Annotated in this window: 20 protein-coding genes, 2 tRNA genes and 1 pseudogene; 17 read left to right on the plus strand and 6 right to left on the minus strand. The window is 39.8% G+C overall.

The genetic code is table 11. The annotated features are described in order from the left end of the window. Positions 1-175: 175 nt before the first annotated feature. On the plus strand, positions 176-2,119 hold the full coding sequence (locus tag WSC_RS0109330; RefSeq protein WP_016955656.1) for a methyl-accepting chemotaxis protein: 1,944 nt from the start codon (positions 176-178) through the stop codon (positions 2,117-2,119). Positions 2,120-2,307: 188 nt separating this feature from the next. Here WSC_RS0109330 and WSC_RS0109335 read toward each other — a convergent pair. Both WSC_RS0109335 and WSC_RS0109340 read right to left on the minus strand, forming a co-directional pair. Next, positions 2,308-2,384, minus strand: a tRNA-Met gene (locus tag WSC_RS0109335). A 44-nt stretch (positions 2,385-2,428) separates the two neighbouring features. Continuing rightward, positions 2,429-2,505, minus strand: a tRNA-Met gene (locus WSC_RS0109340). A gap of 397 nt (positions 2,506-2,902) precedes the next feature. Here WSC_RS0109340 and WSC_RS0109345 point away from each other — a divergent pair. From WSC_RS0109345 to kdsA, 5 genes are all read left to right on the plus strand, one after another. Then, positions 2,903-5,005 carry a DUF1302 domain-containing protein gene (locus WSC_RS0109345; protein ID WP_016955657.1) on the plus strand — a complete coding sequence of 701 codons (2,103 nt, stop codon included), beginning with the start codon at positions 2,903-2,905 and terminating at the stop codon, positions 5,003-5,005. Positions 5,006-5,015: 10 nt separating this feature from the next. Next, the gene (locus WSC_RS0109350; RefSeq protein WP_016955658.1) at positions 5,016-6,383 is read left to right on the plus strand and encodes a DUF1329 domain-containing protein; all 1,368 of its coding nucleotides are present in this window, start codon (positions 5,016-5,018) and stop codon (positions 6,381-6,383) included. A gap of 55 nt (positions 6,384-6,438) precedes the next feature. Beyond that, positions 6,439-7,392 (plus strand): YCF48-related protein, encoded by a 954-nt coding sequence (locus WSC_RS24090; RefSeq protein ID WP_016955659.1) that lies wholly within the window; start codon positions 6,439-6,441, stop codon positions 7,390-7,392. Between the two features lie 11 nt (positions 7,393-7,403). Beyond that, positions 7,404-9,710 (plus strand): efflux RND transporter permease subunit, encoded by a 2,307-nt coding sequence (locus tag WSC_RS0109360; RefSeq protein ID WP_016955660.1) that lies wholly within the window; start codon positions 7,404-7,406, stop codon positions 9,708-9,710. 75 nt (positions 9,711-9,785) lie between these two features. Further along, a complete protein-coding gene (gene kdsA, locus WSC_RS0109365; RefSeq protein ID WP_016955661.1) occupies positions 9,786-10,640 on the plus strand; it encodes a 3-deoxy-8-phosphooctulonate synthase in 855 nt (284 codons plus the stop codon). A 25-nt stretch (positions 10,641-10,665) separates the two neighbouring features. Here kdsA and WSC_RS0109370 read toward each other — a convergent pair whose 3' ends face one another. Next, positions 10,666-10,917: a hypothetical protein gene (locus WSC_RS0109370; RefSeq protein ID WP_016955662.1), complete on the minus strand. Its 252-nt coding sequence runs from the start codon at positions 10,915-10,917 to the stop codon at positions 10,666-10,668. Positions 10,918-11,232: 315 nt separating this feature from the next. Here WSC_RS0109370 and WSC_RS0109375 point away from each other — a divergent pair, with 315 nt between their 5' ends. The 8 genes from WSC_RS0109375 to WSC_RS0109410 all read left to right on the plus strand — a co-directional run bounded on the left by WSC_RS0109375 (position 11,233) and on the right by WSC_RS0109410 (position 17,747). Further along, positions 11,233-11,850, plus strand: a complete 618-nt coding sequence (locus tag WSC_RS0109375) for an alpha/beta family hydrolase (RefSeq protein ID WP_016955663.1) — start codon at positions 11,233-11,235, stop codon at positions 11,848-11,850. Then, complete coding sequence (locus WSC_RS0109380; protein ID WP_016955664.1) at positions 11,843-12,202, plus strand: DUF423 domain-containing protein; 360 nt, start codon at positions 11,843-11,845, stop codon at positions 12,200-12,202. The genes WSC_RS0109375 and WSC_RS0109380 overlap by 8 nt, the downstream gene beginning before the upstream one ends. After that, positions 12,203-13,252 (plus strand): 23S rRNA (cytidine(2498)-2'-O)-methyltransferase RlmM, encoded by a 1,050-nt coding sequence (gene rlmM, locus WSC_RS0109385; protein ID WP_016955665.1) that lies wholly within the window; start codon positions 12,203-12,205, stop codon positions 13,250-13,252. A 3-nt stretch (positions 13,253-13,255) separates the two neighbouring features. Next, positions 13,256-14,041 carry a methyltransferase domain-containing protein gene (locus WSC_RS0109390; protein WP_016955666.1) on the plus strand — a complete coding sequence of 262 codons (786 nt, stop codon included), beginning with the start codon at positions 13,256-13,258 and terminating at the stop codon, positions 14,039-14,041. Continuing rightward, positions 14,013-14,408 carry a hypothetical protein gene (locus tag WSC_RS22355; protein ID WP_016955667.1) on the plus strand — a complete coding sequence of 132 codons (396 nt, stop codon included), beginning with the start codon at positions 14,013-14,015 and terminating at the stop codon, positions 14,406-14,408. Before WSC_RS0109390 ends, WSC_RS22355 begins: the two co-directional genes overlap by 29 nt. 33 nt (positions 14,409-14,441) lie before the next feature. Then, positions 14,442-15,461: a succinylglutamate desuccinylase gene (locus WSC_RS0109400; protein WP_016955668.1), complete on the plus strand. Its 1,020-nt coding sequence runs from the start codon at positions 14,442-14,444 to the stop codon at positions 15,459-15,461. A 130-nt stretch (positions 15,462-15,591) separates the two neighbouring features. Then, positions 15,592-17,301 carry a TonB family protein gene (locus WSC_RS24095; RefSeq protein WP_016955669.1) on the plus strand — a complete coding sequence of 570 codons (1,710 nt, stop codon included), beginning with the start codon at positions 15,592-15,594 and terminating at the stop codon, positions 17,299-17,301. 101 nt (positions 17,302-17,402) lie between these two features. Next, positions 17,403-17,747 (plus strand): hypothetical protein, encoded by a 345-nt coding sequence (locus WSC_RS0109410; RefSeq protein ID WP_016955670.1) that lies wholly within the window; start codon positions 17,403-17,405, stop codon positions 17,745-17,747. 23 nt (positions 17,748-17,770) lie between these two features. On the opposite strand, the gene WSC_RS0109415 is transcribed toward WSC_RS0109410, so the two are convergent. Both WSC_RS0109415 and metG read right to left on the minus strand, forming a co-directional pair. Then, complete coding sequence (locus tag WSC_RS0109415) at positions 17,771-18,958, minus strand: class I SAM-dependent rRNA methyltransferase (protein ID WP_016955671.1); 1,188 nt, start codon at positions 18,956-18,958, stop codon at positions 17,771-17,773. A 2-nt stretch (positions 18,959-18,960) separates the two neighbouring features. Beyond that, complete coding sequence (metG, locus tag WSC_RS0109420) at positions 18,961-21,003, minus strand: methionine--tRNA ligase (RefSeq protein ID WP_016955672.1); 2,043 nt, start codon at positions 21,001-21,003, stop codon at positions 18,961-18,963. A gap of 102 nt (positions 21,004-21,105) precedes the next feature. Here metG and apbC point away from each other — a divergent pair, with 102 nt between their 5' ends. Both apbC and dcd read left to right on the plus strand, forming a co-directional pair. Then, a complete protein-coding gene (gene apbC, locus WSC_RS0109425; RefSeq protein ID WP_016955673.1) occupies positions 21,106-22,050 on the plus strand; it encodes an iron-sulfur cluster carrier protein ApbC in 945 nt (314 codons plus the stop codon). A 13-nt stretch (positions 22,051-22,063) separates the two neighbouring features. Beyond that, positions 22,064-22,657, plus strand: coding sequence for a dCTP deaminase (gene dcd / locus WSC_RS0109430; RefSeq protein ID WP_016955674.1), 594 nt, complete (start codon positions 22,064-22,066; stop codon positions 22,655-22,657). Here the strand turns inward: dcd and WSC_RS0109435 are convergent. Continuing rightward, positions 22,632-23,543: a gluconeogenesis factor YvcK family protein gene (locus WSC_RS0109435; protein ID WP_016955675.1), complete on the minus strand. Its 912-nt coding sequence runs from the start codon at positions 23,541-23,543 to the stop codon at positions 22,632-22,634. The two genes, dcd and WSC_RS0109435, sit on opposite strands and share 26 nt — an antisense overlap. 243 nt (positions 23,544-23,786) lie before the next feature. On the opposite strand from WSC_RS0109435, the pseudogene WSC_RS24100 reads away from it, so the two are divergent. After that, positions 23,787-24,892, plus strand: a pseudogene (locus tag WSC_RS24100) (VolA/Pla-1 family phospholipase); the annotation flags it as partial.

Consider the following 24,892-nt stretch of genomic DNA (forward strand, 5'->3'; position numbering starts at 1 on the left):
CATCTTAATATAGTTGGATTATTCTAGTTCTAGCATTGTAAACTGCTAAAAATAATCTAGTCTGTTAAAAGTATACGTTATTTACTAACAATTGTGAGCCGTGATCCAACTTAGCCTGAAAAAAAGTTTATTAATTAGTACAGCTGTTTATCTGGCTCTATTGGTCTTGGTTAGTATGTCATCGCTATCTCGTGTCAGCGATATGCAAAAAATGGCAGTGAAACAACAAAATAAAGCTGTATTGGTGCAACAGCGAGCGACGCAAATTCAGCTTAATTTACTCCAGCAAATTAAACTGAGTTCTGCAAGTTTAGCTGCGGATAATGAAGTCGCGGTAACAGAGTTAGCCAGCAGTTATCAGAATTTACGTCAACAATTCGAACAAAATTTCCAACAGTTTAAACTACAGGATCAACAAACTTCACAACCGCTATTAAAACAATTAGCGACAAGCACTCACAACTATAGTCAAAGTGCTAAAGCCTTGTTTGACAATAGCAGCGAAATATTTTTATTAACGGCAAAACTAGATGATACATTGCTCAAGTTTGAGCTGGCTGCTGATGAACTTGGTGCCCAAATATTAGATATTGCTTATGCCGATCACGCAGACAACTCTACGCAAGTCGAAGCGATAGCCAATCAGTTAGATACTGCACTATTTACCATTATCGGAATTGGCAAAGAGGTTTATAGTGTGCAGAAAAAAACTGCGCTTGAGCAGATAGAAGAATCACTGAGTTTCGCCTTGAGTGATTATAAAATTAAAAAAGACTACTTATCACAAAACCTTCAGCCACAAATGTTTGATCAACAAATCAAACAACTAGATCAACTTGCATTCATAGCATTTGCACTTCTACAGGATAATAACCATGGTTTGTTGAGTATTAAAAAGCAGTTGCTAGCTAGTATTCATCAGCAAAAGGTTCTCCACCAAACTGGCGAACACCAGGTCAATGATGCATTAGCTGTTGCTGAAGAGATTAAGTTGGCCGCTGAACAAAATATGTCGGATATTCAAAAAGCGGTTGGGGAAAATGTCGAAGCTGCCAAACAAATGGCGTTAATTATCATGCTGATTAGTTTGGCTGTCGGAGCTGTTACTTATTGGTTAACCATAAAAGCGATTATTACACCTATTTCTGGAATTGCTAAAGTTGTTGCCGCGATTGCGAGTGGCGATTTGACCCGCCAACTGCGAACTCGAGGAAATGATGAGTTAGGTCAGTTATCCGGCGATATCAATAAGATGACTGATAATTTGCTTTCCTTAGTTAAACTGATTAGTGATGTGTCTGGACAATTAAATAGATCTGCTCAATTGGCCTTTGATAAAAATAGCCACTTAGGTCAACAGTTGGCTGTGACCTTGGATTTATCAGCAAAAACGCAGCACAACACACAACAAGTAGAAGAAAGTGCGTTAAAGGTCTCGTCAGATTTGGAAGTTTTTGCTGAGCATATGAATGACAATGTTATCCATGTCAAAAATAGCCGCGACAATTGTGTTAACTCTAAAAAGCTGGTTCATCAGCTAAACTCACAAGCAAAACAGTCGGGCCAGAATATTGAACAGCTGAAACGCCGCTCAAGTGAAATTAATAATATAGTCGACACCATAGAAAAAATAGCCGAACAAACAAATCTGCTTGCACTCAACGCTGCAATTGAAGCTGCAAGAGCAGGTGAGTTGGGGCGGGGTTTTGCTGTGGTCGCTGACGAAGTTCGTGAGCTTGCTTCTAGAACACAGAATTCAACGTTACAAATTCAATCTATTATTGCTGAACTGCTCAAAGAGATTGATTGCGCGTATGTGTCAATGCAATCGAGCATTGAAACCAGTACAGATGTCACTGACAGTATCAGCCTGCTTGATAACTCAATGGAAAAAATTAAACAGGATATAGAAACAATTCAGCTTGAGTTTGGACAAACACTAGCCGCCTTGAAACAGCAAAGTGAGTCAATTGAAGATGTAAATGACTCAGTTAGTCGGATAGAAGGTATAGCAGATAAAAATGTGCAAACCGCCGCTGATGCGGTCAAGCAATCAGAACAAATTAGTCTTTTTTCGGAAAAACTTAACCAAGTTATTCAAAGATTTAAAATCAACTAGAATGGATGCGGCGAATAACCCGTTTTGGCACTGATGTTGAAGATATAATAAGTAAGAGAATTGGTTGCGGGAGCTGGATTTGAACCAACGACCTTCGGCTTTAAGTGAGTTTCGAACGTAGAATTAGCGAGCCTCTGGGCGAATAACCCGTATGTCACTGAAGTAGAAGATATAATAGATAAGAAAATTGGTTGCGGGAGCTGGATTTGAACCAACGACCTTCGGGTTATGAGCCCGACGAGCTACCAAGCTGCTCCATCCCGCGACACTTAAGACAAGAATAACAGTAACATCTTTAGAAAAGAAAATTGGTTGCGGGAGCTGGATTTGAACCAACGACCTTCGGGTTATGAGCCCGACGAGCTACCAAGCTGCTCCATCCCGCGACACTGCTATTAATCAGCTGCATGTGCTGCTGATGTGGCGTGCATACTAAGGGATTTTTATTTAAATGCAAGCCTTTATGTAAAATTTATGACTGTTCGGTGGAAAACTGAACGATTAGCTCTGAGTAGCTGAAAAAGTGTCGGAAAAGTTTAAAAAATTTAACATCTTGATTGCAAGTTCAACTTTTATCTCGCAATCAAAGCATGGGCTATTTATTGAATGCTTTTTCATCAATTTTAGGTGTTTGAAATATATCTGCTTATTAATTCATTTAATAACTGGTACGACCATTAAAGTGTGTTAAGATTATGTAAGAAAATAATAAGCAAGTTTGGTGTACTACTCTATAGTTATCAAAACTGTTTTGTAAATTGATGCTAAGCCATTGGAGTGTTTATGCAGATTAAATCCAATAAATTAAAATATAGCGCTTTGTGTTGCGCACTCGCAGTAAGCTCTGTTTCTTCAGTTAATGCGGCTCGATTTGAGCTTGGAGATTTTGAAGTTAATTTTGACTCATCTTTTACTTTGGGTACAAGTTATCGGGTAGAAAACAGAGATTGGTCTTTAATCGGTAAAAACAATCAAACCAACTTAAGTTGGAACAATGACAATGGTCCGTATAATACCGCCGTTAATAATGTATACACAGCACAAGATGTATGGGCTGAAGCAGGCTCTTATTCAGCCAATGGTGATTTGGCTAATTTAAACCATGATCCAGGTGAAGCATTTTCGCGTATTTTTTCGGGTACGCACGAATTAAGTGTCAGTCAAGATAACTGGGGTGTTTTTACTCGTTTTATGTATTTTTATGACGACGCGGCGCATGATACTAAAGCATGGAAAAATCCACTGACAGGAAAAACTTACGATTTATGCCGAGATAAGCAAGCAGAAGAGCGTTTATGTAAAGATTTTCGTTTATTAGATGCTTTTGTTTATTTTGATTTTGATATTGGTGATATGCCAGTGTCATTACGTATTGGTGATCAAGTTGTGAGTTGGGGCGAAAGCACGCTCATTACTCATGGTATTAACTCAATCAACCCGGTCGACATTACCCGTTTACGTGCACCAGGTGCGGAATTAAAAGAAGCTTTTATTCCGGTTGGTATGGTTTGGACTTCAATTGGTTTAACTGAAAACTTGTCGGTTGATGCCTACTATCAATATGAATGGGAAAAAACCATTTTACCAGCAGCTGGCAGCTATTTTTCGACTAATGATTTTGCCGGTAATGGTGGTTATTACAATGCTGTACAAATAGGTTTTACCCAGAATCCAGACATTGATGCCGCCTATTTAGCTGAGCAGCTTAATACTTGGGTTAAACAAACTATGACGGCCAATAAAAGCGATATTGATGCGCAAATGGCAATTTTGGCGACATCCTCTGATCCTAACGCATTACAAGCTGCGGCCGCTGAGTTTTACGATTTAACTTCAGCTTATTATGTTAATGCAACTAAAGTGGCGATCATGGCGCAGCCACACGAAAATAGATATCCAAAAGATTCTGGTCAGTATGGTTTAAAATTAACTTATTATTCGCCAGAGTTAAACGATTCTGAATTTGGCTTATATTATTTAAATTACCACAGTCGACGTCCGGTAATTTCGGGCCGTGCGTCAAACTTTACCCCTGGTTCATTGTATTCAGATATCCAATACCTATTGGATAACGATATTTCGGTTGAAAATACCAGCCAACTTAAAGCATTTACTCAAGCATTTTTAGAATACCCTGAAGATATTCAGTTATACGGTTTTAGTTTTAATACCAGTATTGATGAAACTGCATTGGCAGGCGAAATTGCTTATCGTCAAGACGAGCCTTTCCAAATCGATGATGTTGAGCTTTTGTATATGGGTATGCCAGAACAATTAGCTAACGCAGGGTTGCGTCCTGATTTAGCTGGTATATCTCAGTTGCCACACGTTCAGTCTGGTGAAATTGCCCAAGGTTATATACGTTTAGATACATTACAGGCACAAGCAACTTTAACGCATTTATTTGGTCCGACTCTAGGAGCGGATGCGATAGCTGTTGTATTTGAAGTGGGTGGTGTGCAAGTTAAAGATATGCCAGATCCTGATGTATTGCGTTTAAATGGCCCAGGCACTGCACGAGCGGGCGCTGCAACCAGTAAACAAGGTTTACAACTCGCTTTATCTAATGGCGCTGAAACCACTCCATTTCCAACTGAAAATGCTTGGGGTTATCGAGCGTTAGCGCGTTTTACCTTTAACAACGTTTTTTCTGGTGTAAATGTTTCTCCTAGACTGGTATTTTCGCATGATGTTAGTGGCATTACGCCAGACCCTATGTATTTGTTTGTTGAAGACAGACAATCTGCTGCACTAAGCATTAATTTCGATTATCAAAATAAAATTCAATTTGATATGGGTTATAACGCATTTTGGGGTGGCGTAGGTCAAAGTAACAGTTTTGCTGATAGAGATTATGTATCTTTCAGTGTTAAATATTCAATTTAGGGTGTCGTCTATGAAGTTTTGTAAATCCATTATCACCACTGCTATTGTGCTTTCAGCTTGCAGTTTGAATATTCAAGCCAAAGTATCTGAGCAAGATGCGAAACAGTTAGGAACCACTTTAACCCCATTAGGAGCAGAAAAAGCTGCCAATAAAGATGGTAGTATTCCGGCTTGGACAGGTGGTATCACTCAAGCTCCAGCTGGGTATACTGTTGGTGATCATCACCCAGATCCATTTGCGCAAGATAAAGTGCAGTTCGTCATTACCGCTGCCAACTATCAGCAATACAGCGAGTTTTTATCGCCAGGTCAAATCGCTTTATTTAAAGCCTATCCTGAAACTTTTAAAATGCCGGTATATCAAAGTCGCCGCACAGCTTCATTGCCTCAATTTGTTTACGATGCAACGATAAAAAATGCGACAAGTGCGCAATTGGTATCAGATGGTGAAGGTGTTGAAAATGCAATCATAGGTGTGCCTTTCCCAATTCCACAAAATGGTTTAGAAGCCATTTGGAATCATGTATTACGTTATCGTGGGCCTGGAGTTGCACGTTGGGGTGGGCAAGCAGGCCCAACCGCTAGCGGCGATTACACTATGATAGGTTTTGACGAACAAGTTATGTTCTTGTATTCGCAACAAGATATGACGTCTGAGAAAATTGCTGAAGACAATATTATCTCAATGTTTAAACAAGAAGTGACTTCACCAGCACGTTTAAAAGGTACGGCTTTATTAGTACATGAAACTTTAGATCAAGTTAAACAGCCACGCCAAGCTTGGACTTATAACACTGGTCAACGCCGTGTACGTAAAGCACCGAATATTGCATTTGATGCACCGGGTACCGCATCTGATGGTTTAAGAACAACGGACGATTTTGATTTGTTCAACGGTTCTCCTGGTCGCTATAACTGGACTTTAGTTGGCAAAAAGGAGCTGTACATTCCATATAATAGTTATGCATTACATGCTAAAGGTGTGTCATATGATGACATTTTGAAACCTGGCCACATTAACCCAGAGTTAACCCGTTATGAAAAACACCGAGTTTGGGTAGTTGAAGCTAATCTAAAAGACAATATGCGTCATATATACCAAAAACGCGTGTTCTTTATTGACGAAGACAGCTGGCAAATTGCTGTAGCTGATGCATATGATGCGCGTAACGAATTGTATCGAGTAAACATGACGCATGCGGTTAATTATTATGAAGTACCAACAACTTGGACAACATTAGATGTTTACCATGATTTAAATTCGCGTCGTTACTTGGCGTTAGGTTTAGATAATAACGAAAAAATGTATGATTTTGACGTTAAGTTGGACAAAGGTGATTTTACCCCACAAGCGTTACGTAGACAGGGTTTAAGATAAGGCTTATATGCTACAACGCCTTTGCTTCTCTTTGTTAATAATTGGTCTATGCAGCATGAAAGTTGCTGCAGGACCAATTTTGCTACTTGATGTGGTTCAGCATCAAAATTCACTGTTTGCCGCCGCTGAGCGTGGTTACATCGCAAAATTAGATTGGCAGCAAAGTGATAAACCCCTTCTGATTAAAACGCCAACCGATGTATTGTTAACTGCTATTACCACTTCAACGGCGGGGCAGTTGTGGGCAGTTGGCCATGAAGGTGTCATAGTGACTAGTATTGACAATGGCGCTACATGGGACTTGAGTTACCAACACCCAGCTGGTGGTGCGTTATTTGACATTAACTTCTTTGATGATAAACAGGGTATAGCAATTGGTGCGTATGGGTTATTTTTACGTACACAAGATGGTGGTTTAAGCTGGCAGCAAGAGTATCATGCAAGCTTGTTACCTATAGAAGACAGAGAATATCTTAATCAGATACGTGAGCAATCAGAAGAAGATTATCTGTTTGAACTTTCAAGTATTTTACCGCATTTAAATCAAGTCAAATTGGTTGGTGACACCTTATTTGTTGTTGGTGAGCTAGGTTTGTTAGCAGCTTCAACGGACTATGGGCTGAGCTGGCAAAGATTAAATATTAGCTATCAAGGTTCACTCTATGATGTAGCCGCAGCCGAGCAAGATATTTTGATTGCAGGCATGCGCGGTAATCTATATATGATTGAATTAGCTAGTATTCGCGAAGCGCTGATAGACAACGACCTTGAGTTAGCCGAATCGAAAATTGATTTTCCAGAGCCGGTCAATTTGAATAAAGTTACTTGTGCACAGACTAGCTGTTTGTTGTTAGGTAACAGTCAAACTGTGTGGAAATTGGATAATCAACAAGTGATTGAACTCGATAAATTCAAAAGCAAAAGTTTTGTTTCCGCAATTATCCTGAATGAAAAAACAGCGTTTTTAGTCGGTGAAAAAGGTTATAACAAACTGCGGCTAGCAAATTAGGTGGGGTGAGCGTGTTTTCTAAGTTTATTGATTTTACCCAAAAACAAATTTTTGCAAATCGATTACCTATTATCGGCATATTTGCTGTGATCACCGTGCTACTCGGCTATTTTGCGACCCAAATAAAGTTGGACGCAGCTTTTACTAAAAACATCCCACTTGAACATCCTTATATGCAAACCTACCTTGAGTATGCTGATGATTTTGGTGGTGCTAATAATATCTTGATATCTGTTTGTGATAGCAGTGGTGATATATACAACCCAGATTTTTTTGACAAGTTAAAAAAAGTCCACGACCAGTTATTCTTTATTTCAGGGGTAAATCGCTCGAGCGTATTGTCACTTTTCTCACCAGCTGTCCGTTATACCGAAATTGTTGAAGAAGGTTTTATTGGTGGACCCGTAATCCCTGCGGACTATGCCAATACACAAAGTGATTTAGCTAAAGTACGCCGTAATATTGAAAAGTCTGGCCAAGTAGGGCGCTTGGTATCGGGTGATTATGCCTGTGCTATGGTGACAGCTCAGCTGCTTGAAGTTGATCCAACCACTAAAAAGCCGATAGATACGATAAATTTTGCTAAAACATTAGAGCAAGATTTACGCGAAAAACTGCAAAGTAAACAACATACTATCCATATTATTGGATTTGCCAAAATGGTAGGCGATGTTGCAGCTGGCGCGAAAAACGTCTTACTGTTTTTTGTTGTCGCTATGCTGATCACTTGTGTTCTAGTTTATCTATTTTGTCATTCTGCTTTGTTAACCGCGCTACCTATTTTATGTTCTATTGTTGCTATGGTCTGGAAAATAGGTTTGTTGTCACTGCTCGGCTTTGGTTTAGATCCTATGTCGATTTTGTTGCCGTTTTTGATATTTGCCATAGGCGTCAGCCATGGTGTGCAAATGATCAACAGCATAGGTAAAAGGGTCGCCAGTGGCGCTGGGGCAAAAATTGCAGCGAAGAAGAGCTTTAAAGCATTATTTTTACCTGGATTTGTCGCACTTGTTTCCGATTGTATTGGCTTTATAACAATACTCAGCATTGATATTGGCATTATCCAAGAATTGGCGATAGCAGCATCAATTGGTGTTGGTGTTATTATTTTAACCAACCTGATTTTACTGCCTGTGTTGGTTTCGTATATTCGTTTCCCGCACGATTATGAATCTCGCATCGAATCAAGCAAAATGGCCGTTTTGTGGCCTGCTTTAGTCAAACTCACAGATAGAGCTTTTGCGCCTGTGTTGGTGTTAATTATGCTAGCGTTATTTGTATTTGGCTGGGTTTATTCTAGCAATATGAAAATAGGCGATTTACACGCTGGCGCGCCTGCACTGCATGAAGATTCACGTTATAACCAAGATACTTTCTTGATTACTGATAAATACGAAATTGGTGTCGATATTTTGTCTGTCATTGCTGAAAGTGTGCCGGATGCTTGTACCGATTTTGCCATTATGAAAAACATTGATGATTTTCAATTTAGATTATCCAATGTTGAAGGGGTGCAATCGAGCATTAGTTTAACCAGCGTAACTAAAACCATTACCGCTGGATATAACGAGGGCAATCCTAAATGGCGGGTGTTGCCAAAAGACACAGCTTCTATGGCGCAGTCGGTTGCACGTGTGCCTACAAGTACTGGGTTATTAAACACAGATTGTAGTGCAATGCCTATATTACTGTTTTTACAAGATCATAAAGCTGAAACCATTGAACGTGTTATTAAGGTGGTTAAAGCAGAAAAAGCCAATTACGAAACCGACAAACTGATTTTTAGACTCGCTTTAGGCCCAGCTGGGGTTATGGGCGCGACCAATGAAGCGGTTGCTGAAGCACAAATACCTATGATGATTTACGTGTATTTAGCGGTATTTATTTTGTGTTTATTGTCGTTTAAGAGTTTGCGCGCAACTTTAGCTGTGATTATCCCTTTATTTGTTGTTTCTACATTGGCCCAAGCTTTAATGACCAAGTTGGATATAGGTTTAACTGTTTACACCTTGCCAGTTATCGCTTTAGGGGTAGGGATAGGTGTCGATTATGGTATTTATATTCTGTCGAATATGATGGGCAAGTTAAAACAAGGCATGCAATTATCTGAAGCATATCGCCAAGCGTTAATTGAACGGGGGAGTGCGGTTATCTTTACCGGCGTGACATTGGCAATCGGTGTCAGTACTTGGGTATTTTCTGATCTAAAATTCCAACTGGATATGGGGATTTTATTAACCTTTATGTTTTTAGTGAACATGTTAGGTGCAATCTTCTTCTTGCCTGCGATTTGTCGCCTGTTTTGGTGGCGACACTAGCCGAGGCATGGTATATCCAAGCTACTTGGGTATATAATACTGACTTTAGACAAACCAATAGGTTAAAGGAAAACAATGAGTCAAAAGTCAGTATTTGTTCAATCTTTAGAAGTGAACAATGATAAGCCATTTGTCCTTTTTGGTGGCATGAATGTGTTGGAATCGCGTGATCTTGCGATGCGCATTGCAGAAAGCTACAAAGAAGTCACAGACAAGTTAGGTATTCCATACGTTTTTAAAGCGTCGTTTGATAAAGCAAACCGCTCTTCAGTGCATTCATATCGTGGTCCTGGTATGGAAGAGGGTTTGAAAATTTTTGAAGAGATCAAAAACACTTTCAACGTACCAACTATTACCGACGTACATGAAACTTTTCAAGCTGCGCCTGTTGCAGAAGTTGTTGATGTAATTCAGTTACCAGCTTTCTTAGCCCGTCAAACTGACTTAGTTAAAGCTATGGCTGAAACTGGTGCTGTTATCAACGTGAAAAAACCACAATTTATGTCGCCTTCACAAGTAACTAATTTAGTTGAAAAGTTTGCCGAGTCAGGCAATGAAAAAGTTATTTTATGTGAGCGTGGAAGCTGTCATGGTTACGACAACCTAGTAGTAGATATGTTAGGTTTTGGCGTAATGAAAGAGGTATCAGACGGTAGCCCGATTATTTTTGATGTAACTCATGCACTGCAATGCAGAGATCCTATGGGGTCGGCTTCAGGTGGTCGCAGACATCAAACCGTTGAGCTAGCTCGTGCCGGTATGGCCACTAAGATAGCGGGTTTATTTATGGAAGCACATCCTAATCCTGCTGAAGCAAGATGTGATGGTCCTTCTGCTTTCCCATTAGCGCAACTTGAACCGTTTTTGGCTCAAATCAAAGCACTTGACGATATAGTCAAAAGCTTTGACCCTATTGATATCCCACGTTAATCGTGTTGCAGGATAACTGGATCTCTTATTCAGCTACTTGAGTAATGATAGTGTCTAGTTGTTCTGCAGATTCTTTATCGTTAGCCAATACTGCTTTGTTGACCGAAATTACGATAGCGTCTTCTACTTTTACGTCAGCAACTAAACTTGCTACTTCTAATTTGATATCTTTTACTAAGTCAGCTTCAACTGAACTTTTTAAAGAATCACTTGTGTTGGCTGTTGCAGCAAAGCTAACAAAAGCAACAACTGGTACAAAACTTTTTAATATAGACATAGTGTACTCCTTAAATCACTAACATTTAGTTAGGTTTGTAATTAACTTTCAATTTTCATTAACATTTGGTTGTTGTTTGAACTAATTTTGTTCTCTCAACGGTTTTAAGTATACTATAGTGTAATTTAATTACAATATTGAAAGCAAATAACTATATTTCTTTTTGGAATATTAAATGAATTAAGCCTAGTTTATGACGTTTTTTCTATCAAAAAATTGTTAAAACTTCTTTGAGTTAATTGTGGTTTTGATTATCTGCGTTTTATTTAAGGTATTGATATTTAATGTTTATGTTTTTATTTTGGAGGCTTTGGTTTGAAAAGTGTTAAATTAATATTAGCACATGGTGCCGGTGCGGGTAGCCAATCGGGCTTTATGCAATCAATCTGTAATAAAGTTACAGGGTTCACAAAAAATCAAATGAAAGAAAATGTTGAAGTCATTTTGTTTGATTTTCCTTATATGCAACAAATACATGCGACAGGAAAAAAGCGTCCACCGGACAAAATGGCAAAGTTAGTTACAGCGTTTGAACAACAAGTAGGGCAAGTTTCTGCAGACGACATTATTTTTGTTGCTGGAAAATCTATGGGCGCGCGGGTTGCGCTTGAAACCATTTTAGCTTCGAATCGTACTATTAATGCGGCAATTGCTTTGGGTTATCCATTTTATCCGCCAGGCAAAGCAGAAAAGCACCGACTTGAATTACTGCAGAAAACCACTGCACCTTGTTTAATAATTCAAGGCGAGAGAGACACTTTTGGCAATCGTGATTGGGTTGAACAGCAAGCGTTAAGCAACAACATACAAATTAATTGGATTACTGCAGCTGATCATAGTTTAAAGCCATTAAAATCATCTGGAGTGAGTCACGAGCAGGCGTTAGACTCTGCTAGTCATGCAATTGTTGAGTTTATAAAAGCCCATGTATAGAAATATTATTCAAAGTTTTGCCGCTTTAGCTGGCGCATTGGCTGTGGCCTTGGGCGCTTATGCAAGTCATGCTGCTTTGCCTGACCAAGCTAAACTTTGGTTAAACACAGCTGTGTTTTATCAATTAGTTCATGCCGTTTTGTTATTCTGCCTTGTATTTATATTACCCAAATCTCGCCTGAGTGCTGTGATCTTAGGCTGTTTTGCCTGCGCTATCCTATTATTTTGCGGAAATTTATATTTACTGGCATTTTCTATTGTTACAATTGGCACATTAACACCAATAGGTGGCAGCTTGTTTATTCTTGCTTGGTTGCTGCTAATGGTTTCTGTGTTTTTTAAAGGTAAATAAATGTCTCGTTATGTTTTGTATTGCCGCGCTGGTTTTGAAAAAGATTGCGCAAATGAAATTCAACACCACGCAGCTGAAGCTGGGTTATTTGGTTTTTGCCGCGCGAAAGATAACTTAGGTTATGTTGAATTTGAGCTGACCAATGGCGACAGTGGCGCATTATTCTCCAAGGTTAAACTTGAAAAGCTAGTATTTACCCGCCAATGGTTTTGTTTAATTGAAGAGTTATTTGACTTAGATCCGGTAGACAGAATCTCTCCAATGGTAAAAGCTTTGGCAGGCCAACAGTATACAGATATTACCTTGGATTATGCCGATACCAATGAGGGCAAAGCCGTCTCTGGTTTTACCAAAAAATTCTCTGTACCACTTAAAAAAGCATTAGAAAAACAAAAAGTCTTGCAACGCAAAGCTGAAGCCGTTTTACATGTATTTTTCTTTAATTCGCAACATATCTTAGTTGGTTTTAGCCCATGTAATAATAGAAGTGATTTACATTTAGGAATAAAACGCTTGAAGTTTCCAGCAGCCGCGCCGAGTCGTTCAACCCTTAAACTGGAAGAAGCATTCCATTATTTTATTGCTAAAGACGATTGGCCGACAAAGTTATCTGGTGGGTTAAACGCGGTTGATTTAGGCGCAGCGCCCGGTGGCTGGACTTATCAGTTAGTGCAACGTGGCATGATGGTTAGCGCGATTGATAATGGGCCTATGAACAAAGACTTGATGGAAACAGGCCAAGTGAAACATTTTCGCGAAGACGGTTTTAAATATGAGCCGAAAAAACGCAATGTGCATTGGTTAGTTTGCGATATGGTTGAAAAGCCAGCCAGAGTTGCAGATTTAATGGTTAAGTGGATAGTAAATGGCTGGTGCCAAGATGCTATTTTTAATTTGAAGTTACCGATGAAACAAAGGTTTCAACATTTGCAACAAGTGATTGAGCAAATGCAGGTATCTTTATATGAAGGTGGTGTGCGTTATCAACTTAAAGTTAAACACTTGTACCACGACAGGGAAGAGGTTACTTGTTACTTATCGCGCATCTAATATATGTATAAACCCGATCAAAACTTTACCGATATCGCGAATAAATTTGCTGACAATATTTATAAAACCACCAAAGGACGTTTGCGCCTAGCAGTCTTGCAGCAAGATTTAACCAATCAGGGGTTAGTCGCTGGGCAAAACCAAGCTATAGCGCCACAAAGAATACTCGATATTGGTGCCGGTTTGGGTCATATGTCAGTGTGGTTGGCACAGCAGGGACATCATCTGACAGCTGTAGAAGTGGCGCCGAACATGGTGGAATCGGCGAAAGTTTTTGCCCAGCAGTTAGCGGCGGAAGTTGATTTTCACTGTCAGCCAGCACAAGATTTTATTCGAGCTTATCAAGGTGAACAATTCGACTGGCTAATCTGCCATGCTGTGTTGGAATGGATTGCCGAGCCACAAGCTTTTGTCGACTATTTGTTTAAAGTACTCAAGCCTGGCGGCAAACTGTCGATAATGTTTTTTAATAACACAGCAAAATTAATCGGCAATTTGTTGTACGGCAATTTTGATTACATCAATAGTGGCATGCGGGCGAAGAAGCAAGTTAGATTAAGTCCAAATTACCCACAAGAGCCACAACAAGTTTATACTTGGTTAGAGCGGTACGGCAAAATAGTGCATAAACGCGGCGTTCGCTGTTTTCACGATTATATGATTGACCGCACTATGTGGCACAGTCACTTTGAACAAATTGTCGAACAAGAGCTTGCAGTATCGGATTCAGAGCCATTTATCTCTATGGGGAAATATATACATGTGGTGGTGGAAAAACATTCAAACTAAATTATTGGCTGTTGTGATAACGGCTGTTTGTTTGTTGTCCGCCTGTGGCGAGCGCGAGCATTACGCGCCAGTTGATTTACTCAAAGAAGTTGATAGATATATGGCACCTGAGTTTGTCAAAGGTGTGTGGCGCTATCGTGGCGCACGTGCAATTGACGAAGGCATTGCCGTTTATATTCAAATTCCAGATAGATTAGACATCTCAGAAGCGCAGCATAAAAGTTATTTAATTGAAACCATATGCCCAAAAGCTGAAGCAATAGAATTTTGGCGCAAACTAATTCGCTATGACTTTTATTTACGCACCTACAACTATGTCGAGCGCAACTACATAGAAGCCAAGTGCCCTAAACCATTCAACTTGTAGCAAATAGACTAGACTTAGGTTAGGGAGGTGCTTATGTATACCTTGCTAACCAATTACCTTAATGCTTTGTTAAATGAGTCTGAAACTGCTTTTAAACCTGTTAGTTATGTTTGCCGGCAAAAAACTCGCTATCAAGTTGAGATTAAGCAGCATAGTGCTGGCATACTAGAGTTGATACCGGCAACACTGGCTAAGCATTCACTCATTTTATCTTGTGCTGTACATGGTGACGAAACGGCGCCAATAGAAGTTTTAGATAAAATTTTGGCTGACATTGTGGCTGGGAAAATTCATTTGAACTCTCATTTAGTCATAGTCTTTGCCAATATAGCTGCGATTAAACAAAACAAGCGCTATGTTGATACTAATCTAAATCGCTTATTTACCACTGATTTGTTGAATAAGCCAACACAAGCAGGTAATTATGAAGAACATAGAGCAGAACAAATTTGTGCTTGTTTAGCAAAAATTTATTCCGCTGGACGATACCCTTTTCGTATTCATTTAGATTTACATTGTTCGATCAAAGCTTCTATTTATCCTATTTTTGCAGTTAAGCCGGTTAAGTTAGTTGGTGGGCCAGTGCTTGTATATAACACGCCTCTGCGCTATCCAGTGCAAGCTATCATTCATGCGCGTAAACCTTCGTCAACTTTAAGTTTTTACACAGCCAACCTATTAGCTTGTTCTTCCGCTACTTTGGAGCTTGGTAAATCTGCAAAGCTCTATAACAATCAATCGAATCTACTTAGACAAATTTATGTACATTTAGTCGAGGGGTTAGCATGCACCGAGCTAATACCGCGTTTTTGTGTACGCAGCAATCGGCATTTTGTTGTTAGTGATGAGGTTATTAAAAACACCGAAGCTTTTCACTTTATCGGCTCGCAACCATTACTTAATTTTCAGTCGCTAGTGCATGGGCAACCTTTTGTTCAATTGTCTAATTCCAATAAACAGGTGTCAGTTGGCGAACAATTTATTTGTTTTGCAAATCCAGATGTAGAAATTGGTCACAGAGCCGCTCTTTTGCTTAAAAAATTACACTATTAAATTTTTTGTGTATCAAAAAGGTTAACAAAAGGATGTTGTATTGCGTCTTGTAGGTAGACATTTTGTGTGTATTGGTTAATATTAGCCTCTAGCTAAAAGGAATGTTAACTGTTGTAGAAGGAAGGATACTTTGCCACGCATCAACTTCAAATTTGTTAATCTATTCAGTGTCATTTTCTGTGTATTTTTCTCTGGGGTTTCGGCTGCCTATGCCGCAAGCATCGAAGACGCAGAGTTATTGTTTGAAAAAAGACAGTATGCACAAGCCCGATCTGAATTTAAAAAATTTGCGCAACATGGGCATGCAAAAGCGCAATACTACATGGGCATTTTGTACTATCAGGGAAAGGGCGGCGCTGCCGACATCTACCAAGCATATGCTTGGTTTTCTTTAGCCGATGAAAATGGTTTTCGCGCAGCCAGTGAAGAAATTCGTCGCATGCGTAGAGAAATACCTTCCAAGCGCCAAGCCAAAGAGGTAGCAGAGCAGTTGGCTGGTCAATACAGTAATGCAGCATTAAGCCGAAAGTTATACCCAGATTACGACGGTTCATTTGGTACCTTACCTGCTTCTTCGACTGTTCAACTCGGGGTTTTACCAGCAGAGCAAAGTGGTTTTGTCATATTGCAAGGTAACATCAATGAAAACGGTCAATTGTTCAATGTTGCGATAACACAAACAATGCCGGCCAACATATTTGAAAAGAAGGCTATTGAATATGCTTTGGTGCAAAGTTACCCGCTATTTATCGATGGTAACGAATTGTTAATTAACGAAAATGTATTAATTAAAATTGAGTTTAGAGCTAAAGATGAGTACAAGCACAGAGCATATGCCAAGCTGCTACAAACCTACCATAATTCGCTGCTAGAAAAAGCGCTAAATAACGACCTTGATGCTCAGTTAAAGTTGGCGCAATTAATGAGTCTTGAGGTAGTGAAAGCGCAAAAGAGCTCTATAGAAGCCGTGCCTGTTTACTGGTACTTACAAGCCGCTATTAATGGTGATGCCGCTGCTAAATACATGTTAGCAAAACATTTAGACGCAGGTGTTGGTTGTTTAGCTAATCCAAATAAAGCCCTGTATTGGTTGGAACAAAGTGCTAATCAAGGGTATGCAGCGGCACAATTTGAGTTAGCGCGTAAACAACTAGCTGGTAAACCAAACAAACGACAATTACGTAAAATTGTTACTGTATTGGAACAATTGACAGAACAAGGCAATAAAAATGCTCACCAAGCACTTGCTTATGTTTACGCAACCTCTAAATATGACGATTTTTATTATCCGTTCAAAGCGGGTTTAATGGCCAAAGATGGTTTGTATGAAGACCCAAAAAATCCAGATTATCACGCAATTTTGGCTGCAGCATACTTGGGACAAACATCAGTTGATAGAGCGTATGAATATTTTTATTTAGCTTTAAACCATGCGATAGAGAGAGCAGTGCCACTTAAACCTTATATCAACCTAGCAAACCATTTAGAAGTTTCTCTAGACACTAGAGGACTGGAGATAGATGAACAAACAGAACAAGAATTATTAGACACGCAATTGGCATTCTCTAAAAAAGATTTAAAGCCATTATCAAGGCCCTTTCCAGATTACCCTACTGAGGCTATGCATAAATCGATTGAAGGCTGGGTAAGGGTGAACTTTACTGTAAATGAACAAGGGCGAGTTGAGGATGTGCAAGTTGTTAGTGCCTCGCCTGAGCAAGTATTTGAAGAGTCTACTCGCAGAGCAGTTGCAAAATGGCGCTATCAGCCTCCTACCATTAACTCAGAGCCAACACGTATAGAAAATGTCAGTGTTAAGCTAGATTTTACTATTAAATAATCTATTAGAAAAATTGCTAAACAATTCACAATAAAGTCACCGTATTCAATATTTAAAACTGGTATAATCAGTTGCACATGTTGATAGAGAGGGACTCTTTTATGCTCAAGTCTGTTATGTTTAGACAATTTTTCCAAAATAATTCTGCGGCACAGCAATCTCCCGAATTGAGTAAAGTTAAAGCTTATCGCCGTATCACCATTCGTTCCGTATATTTAAAGCAATACCAAATGGATAAAGCAGGGCAAACTGTTACTTGTAAAGATTGTGGCTCAGAAAATATTAAAGAGTGGGGTTTATTAAAGCGTGATGACCACAAACGGGTTCACAGCTGCAATGATTGTGGGCAGATTTTGTTCCGTACGATTGATAGGTTACCGCAAGCCGAAAAGTCTACAAACCAGTCTTTAGAACAATCAAATAATTTGAATTTAGCCAGTTGTTAACTGGCTAAATTATATCTAACCGCTTAGCGTTTCTGTACCACTAAACCTTTCAAGTAAAAACCTTCAGGATAACTTAATAACACAGTGTGATCTTTTGCTTGCGTGAGCTTTTCTATGATATGCGCTTCTACATTGGCATCCAGCGCCGCATCTGCTACTACTTTTTGAAATAAATCTGCTTCTATTAATCCTGAGCAAGAAAAAGTTAATAAAAACCCACCCGGTTTCAAAATTTGCAATGCCAGCATGTTGATGTCTTTATAACCACGACAAGCGCGGATCACTTGGCCTTTATTTTCTGCAAATTTAGGTGGGTCTAAAATAATACAGTCAAATTGCTGGCCTTGTTTTTTATATTGACGTAGCTGTTTAAAAACATCAGCATTTAAATGGGTATATTTGCTCTCATCAAGCTGATTCTGTTGGTAGATTTTAGCCGATGTATCTAAAGCAAGTTGCGATACATCCAAGTTGGTGACATGTTCAGCGCCAGCTTTTAAGGCGTGCAAACCAAAAGTACCAGTGTAACTAAAGCAGTTTAATACTTGTTTGCCTTTGCAGTAGTCTGCAGCAATTAAGCGATTGTCTCTTTGGTCAAGATAAAAACCGGTTTTATGCCCTTGTTCAACATCCACTAAAATTTGGCTACCAGCTTCGTTGATCCAAGTTGAGGTTTGTGCGCCTGCTTTTAACCAACCTGAGATAGGTTTTAAACCTTCTTTTTGCCTAACATCCACATCTGAGCGTTCGAAAATCGCAAGCTGAGGAAATACTTGTTCAAGTGCAGCGACTATTTCTGCTTTGTGTTTTTCAACACCCGCAGCAAGAAACTGACAGACTAATATGTCTTTATATAAATCGACAGTTAAACCGGGTAAACCGTCAGATTCACCAGCTATCACTCTAAGTGCATCACTATTGTTAATTAACGCACTTTTGCTTTGATAAGCCGTTTGAATGCGTTGTAAGAAAAAGCTTTGGTCGATTTGTTGGTTTTGTTCATAAGTCCAAACCCGTGCACGAATTTGTGAATGCGGCGAAAAAGCAGCTCGTGCTAGCCATTGACCATTTTTCGCATACACTTCAACCGTGTCACCTAATTTAGGTTCACCGTCTACTTTTTCAATTGCACGTGAAAAAATCCATGGATGGCGACGCAGCACTGATTTTTCACGTTTGCTCGCTAAAGTAATTTTAAAAGTATCCGCCATGATTATTTAACTCGCATACCAGGTTGTGCACCTTGGTCTGGGTGTAATACCCATAAATCTTGCCCACCTGGGCCCGCTGCTAAAATCATGCCTTCTGACATACCAAAACGCATTTTGCGTGGTTTTAAGTTGGCCACAACTACAGTCAGTTTACCGACTAAGTCTTCCGGTTGATAAGCTGATTTTATACCAGCAAATACTTGGCGTTGTTCTGTGCCTATATCCACTTGAATTTTTAATAGCTTATCTGCACCTTCAACGTGTTCGGCGCTGACAATTTTTGCGATACGCAAATCAATTTTGGCAAAATCGTCAAATTCAATTTCAGGTGCTATTGCTTCATCAGCTTTTTTAGCTTCTTTTTTCGCAGCTTTTGCTGGTTTTGCTTTTTTCGCCGCAGGAGTGCTTTGTTTCGACGCTTCAATCACTTTGTCTATGGTTTTAGTGTCTAAGCGTTGTAATAAAGGTTTGAACTTATTGATAGCATGGCCAGTTAACACTGTATTGTGTTTGTCCCAAGTTAGCTCGTCGTTTAAGAATACCGCCACTTCATTCGCCAGTTTTGGTAATACTGGCTGCAAATAAATGGTTAATACTCTGAATAAGTTAATCGCTAATGAACAGACTTGATGTGCACGCTCTAAACTTGCTTCATCTTTAACTAAAACCCAAGGTGCTTCATCGGCAATAAATTGGTTGGCTTTGTCTGCTAGCGCCATTATTTCGCGTATTGCTTTGCTGAAATCTCTTTGTTCATAATGGTTGGCGATAGTGTCAGCGGCTTGTGCAAAACCTTCTAATAATTCTGGTTGTAGCACTGTATCGCTGAGCTTGCCATCAAAAAACTTAGTGATAAAACCAGCACAGCGGCTAGCAATGTTTACGTATTTACCAACTAAATCTGAGTTCACTCGTTTAGCAAAATCATCTAGGTTTAAGTCTAAATCATCCACTCTTTGGGTCAGTTTAGCCGCGTAGTAATAACGTAAGTATTCAGGATTTAAATGTTCTAAGTAAGTTCTGGCTTTAATAAATGTGCCTTTAGACTTACTCATTTTTTCACCGTCTATGGTTAAAAATCCATGTGCATGTACGCCTGTTGGTTTGCGATAGCCAGCGCCGTCTAACATCGCTGGCCAGAATAAACCATGGAAGTTAATGATGTCTTTACCAATAAAGTGATGTAACTCAGCGTTAGAGTCTAGTTTCCAAAACGCATCAAAATCTATACCTTTTTTATCACATAAGTTTTTAAAGCTACTCATGTAACCTATAGGTGCATCCAACCAAACGTAGAAAAATTTATCTGTGGTACCTGGAATGTTAAAACCAAAATAAGGTGCGTCACGGCTGATATCCCAACCGCGTAAACCGTCACCAAACCATTCTAATAATTTATTCGCAACTTGCTCTTGTAGAGCACCTGATTTTAACCAAGTTTGCAGCATGTCTTGGAATTGCTCTAATTCAAAGAAATAATGTTCACTTTCTTTCATAACAGGTGTGGCATTAGACACAGTTGAGCGTGGGTTTTTCAGCTCTGTTGGTGAATAAGTTGAACCACATTTATCACAATTGTCGCCGTACTGATCGTCCGCGCCACATTTAGGGCAGTCACCTTTTACATATCTGTCCGGTAAAAACATTTCTTTTACAGGATCAAACAACTGCTCAATTGTGCGTTTGCCAATATGACCTTTTTTCTCAAGCTCAGTGTAAATGCTTTGTGCTAAAACTTTGTTTTCTTCTGAGTGAGTTGAGTGGTAGTTGTCAAACTCAACTAAAAAGTCAGCAGTGTCTTGCATGTGCTCTGTACGCATTTGTTCAACCATATCTTCTGGGCTGATGCCTAATTCGTCTGCTTTAAGCATAATAGGCGTGCCATGTGCATCAGATGCACAAACGAAGTAAGTTTCATTGCCACGAGATTTTTGAAAACGCACCCAAACATCAGTTTGAATATGTTCTAATAAATGGCCTAAATGAAGTGAGCCGTTGGCATACGGCAATGCACAGGTAACAAGGATTTTTCTGCTGTCAGTCATATATTTTTGGATGATAAATTAATAAGGTTTGCGAATTGGGTGAATACTACTGAAAATAGCGGTTAATTTCATCTGCAAACTGACTTTTAGGCGTGAATTATTGTGTTTAAGCAAATTTTTAATTTAAAAAAGCCTCAGGCTAAAACAATCTTGGATAAATCATCAGATGAGGCTGGGTTTATTGCCCAATTACTTGATTCAGGTTCAACACTCAATCGTGCAAGTACAAATGTACGTAGCAACATTAAACATATAGTTGCAGTCGCCTCAGGCAAAGGTGGTGTGGGTAAATCGAGCGTTAGTGTAAATTTAGCCCGTAGCTTAAAACATTTAGGTTTAAAGGTTGGGCTTTTAGATGCGGATATTTACGGTCCATCTATTCCTATTATGTTGGGATTAGATAAACAACAGCCAGAAGCAGTGGAACAAAAATGGATGAAACCTTTGGTTAGCGCTGAAGGCATAGTGAGTAACTCGATCGGTTATTTGGTGCCAGCGGAAGATGCAGCCATTTGGCGTGGGCCAATGGCAAGTAGGGCACTAATGCAATTGTTCAATGAAACCTTGTGGGGTGAACTCGACGTATTGATTATTGATTTACCGCCGGGCACGGGTGATATTCAATTAACGCTGACTCAACAAATGCCATTAAGTTGTGCGCTTGTGGTAACAACACCACAAAATATAGCGCTGGCTGATGCTGAAAAAGCCATAGCTATGTTTAATAAGTTGAAGATTCCAGTTGCTGGTGTGGTGGAAAATATGAGTTTGTATACTTGTGGTGCATGCGGTCATACCGAAGCTATTTTTGGTCATGACGGCGGTGAAAAACTTGAGCAAAAACATAAAATTCCATTAATTGCCCAATTACCACTTGATATAAAAATTCGTCAAAGTATGGATAATGGTGACGGAACAGGGTTTAATAGCGCTCCTTATTTTGTTCAATTTAACCAAATGGCATTAAAGTTAGCCGCACAACTCTGTGCACTTGAGCCTGCTAAGTCGGTTGGACAGAATATTCCGAGCATTCAGATAAAAGACTAGTTGAGCAAGTACCATGCGTTTATGCGACAAAGATATCATTGCCATGTTAGATGAAGGCAATATTAACATCCAACCTAGACCAAGTGACGATATGATCAGCGGTGTTAGTGTGGACATTCGACTTGGCAATAAATTTAGAGTTTTTCAAGACCACGCTGCGCCTTACATTGACTTAAGTGGCCCAAAACACGAAGTAAATAAAGCACTTAATTCGATTATGTCGGATGAAATTGAAATCGCCGACGGCGAAGCTTTCTTTTTGCACCCAGGTGAGCTGGCTTTATCTATGACCCATGAATCAGTCACTTTACCGGATAATATTGTCGGTTGGTTGGATGGCCGCAGCTCTCTTGCGCGTTTAGGTTTGATGGTTCACGTAACCGCACATAGAATTGATCCGGGTTGGTCTGGACAAATCGTGTTAGAGTTTTTTAACAGTGGTAAATTGCCACTGGCGTTACGTCCGAAAATGAAAATTGGTGCGCTTAATTTTGAAACTATGAGTGGCAGTGCGCTGCGTCCATACAATAAACGTGAAGACGCAAAATATCGAGATCAAACTGGTGCGGTAGCAAGCCGTATTAGTGAGGATGACAAATCGAGCTAATTAGCTCGGTTAATGCTTGCCTCAATTTCTTTTCATCGTGGCGATAATACACTTCAGCATCAGATAACTCGGCTTTGATGTGGGTTACAGGTTTGGCTTGTTTAAGCTCAACCTTGCCCTCGTCATTTGCGTCTGTTCCAGAAAGTATGCCGTCAATCACCATATCTGGTCTCAGCTGTTGTAACCAGTCTAAACGGCTTTGCAAACTTGTATTTTGGCACGTACCGTGCTCGACACCCAAGTTATCAATAAATATCACTTTGGCGTTTGATTCGCTAATTGCGCGATAAATATCGTCCACTAGTAAAGCTGGCATGACGCTGGTTAAAAAGCTCCCAGGCCCTAACAATATAACATTTGCATTAAAAATAGCGCGCAGAGCCCGCGATGGAGCTGTTACATTATCGACTAATGACAAGCTATCCGGCATATCATTTTGGTTATCTATCGCCACTTCACCGTGAATTTGTTGATTGGCAAAATGACCAATTAAATCCGTTGGTTGTTCTGTCATAGGGTAGAGCTTGCTTTCAATTTTTAGCAAACGCCGAACAATTTCCATGATTTCAACAGGTTTAACATCAAGTTGTTCCAACGCAAAAAATATTAGGTTACCTAAACAATGTTTATCTAGCTCGCCGCCATCAAAACGGTAATTGAGTAGTTTTGAACCCAATTGACTTTGCGCTAAATGGGTAATGCAATTACGCAAGTCGCCCCAAGCTATGGTTTGATTGTTTTCTCTGAGTTTACCTGTGGAACCACCATTGTCTGTGGTGGCGACTATACCAGTTAAGTTGGCACCAAGATCTGCGAAGGTGTTGAGTACTTTGCCAAGTCCATGGCCGCCGCCAATTGCAACAATATTTAAATACTTTAATTGCATTCCTAATGAATCATGTCTTGCTAGGGTAAAGGTTCATTCTCCTTAGAAACGCAATAAAATCAAGTTAAAGGTTTGTAATTTTTGCAAGCATTGACTTTAATTTATACTCAAAGGTAACAAGAACTCAGCTAATTTACTTTTTATTTACAAGTGTCTGGCTAAAACGCGAATTTTAGGTTACTTTTAACTGGTCTAATCAGTGTTATCTAGCTATAACTGCAGCCACACAAGCAGAGGAATAAAATGCAGCAATTTAAACTTGGAATCATTGCCATATCTATCGCCATGTTAGGCGCGTGCGACAACGAGACTATAGAAGAGCGACAAAATAGTGCTGAAAATCAGCCTGTCGTGGCTAAGTCGCGTGTGAGTTACGACCCAAGTGCTTCGGTACTATCTGTTCCTAATGACTTGTTATTTTCTGGTACAACAGATGGCACGTTAAATATTCCTGTCGTCGATGCAACTGATTTTACCGATCCCTCTGTTGCTTTGTCGTCATTAGATGGTTGGTCGTATCAACAACCTTTTACTATAGCTTTTTCAGTGCCGACCGCAGCTGAAGGTATTGATGAAACATCGGCACAAATGCCAGGTGCAATTCGAATTTTTAAAGCTATTATGGGTGGTTCACAAGATCCAAGCCACACTGAATGTGCTGAAGTGCCAAGAGGTGCAGTGTGTAAAATTGTTAGTGAGTTAACTTTTGGCGTCGATTTTATTACGCAAAAAGCCAGCAGTCAGAGTGTCGCTGTTGTGCCATTGAAACCTTTGGATGCCCAATCGACTTATATTGTAACAGTTACCAATATGTTGGAAGATGGTTTGTCGCGACCGCTAGAGCCGTCGGCTACTTACCTAACGGTTCGGCAAAATATTAATACTCATCCACTTGGCAGTGAATCACAATTAGCGCTGCAAGGGGCAATAAACTCATTTGAGGCAGCTATTGCAACCCAAGGTGTTGATTTAGATTCGGTTATACTGACCGCAGCCGTCACCACACAATCTGCTACCTCATTGCCCACATTGAAAAAATTAATGGTGAGTAATCCGGCCGCTATGCCGACTATGGCAACGCCAGTGTTTACTGGTTTAGATGTTAAAACTGCGTTAAAGCTCAGTGCAGACTCGTGCCAAACACTATTGGGTAAAATTCAAGCTGGTACTGCCAGTGCGGCAGAGCAGGGTGCTATTGGTTTTTGTGGTGCCAAATTGTATACATCTAACATCACATTACCGTATTACAATGGTAGTGCGAGCGCTGAAAATCCAACGGGTGCAACAGGAGATGGTGCATGGTGGCAAGCTATGTGTGATAGTGGCGCGACCTTATTGGGAGCGCAAGC

Origin of the sequence: Catenovulum agarivorans YM01, from assembly GCF_000281085.1 — a bacterium.
Lineage (GTDB): Bacteria > Pseudomonadota > Gammaproteobacteria > Enterobacterales > Alteromonadaceae > Catenovulum > Catenovulum agarivorans.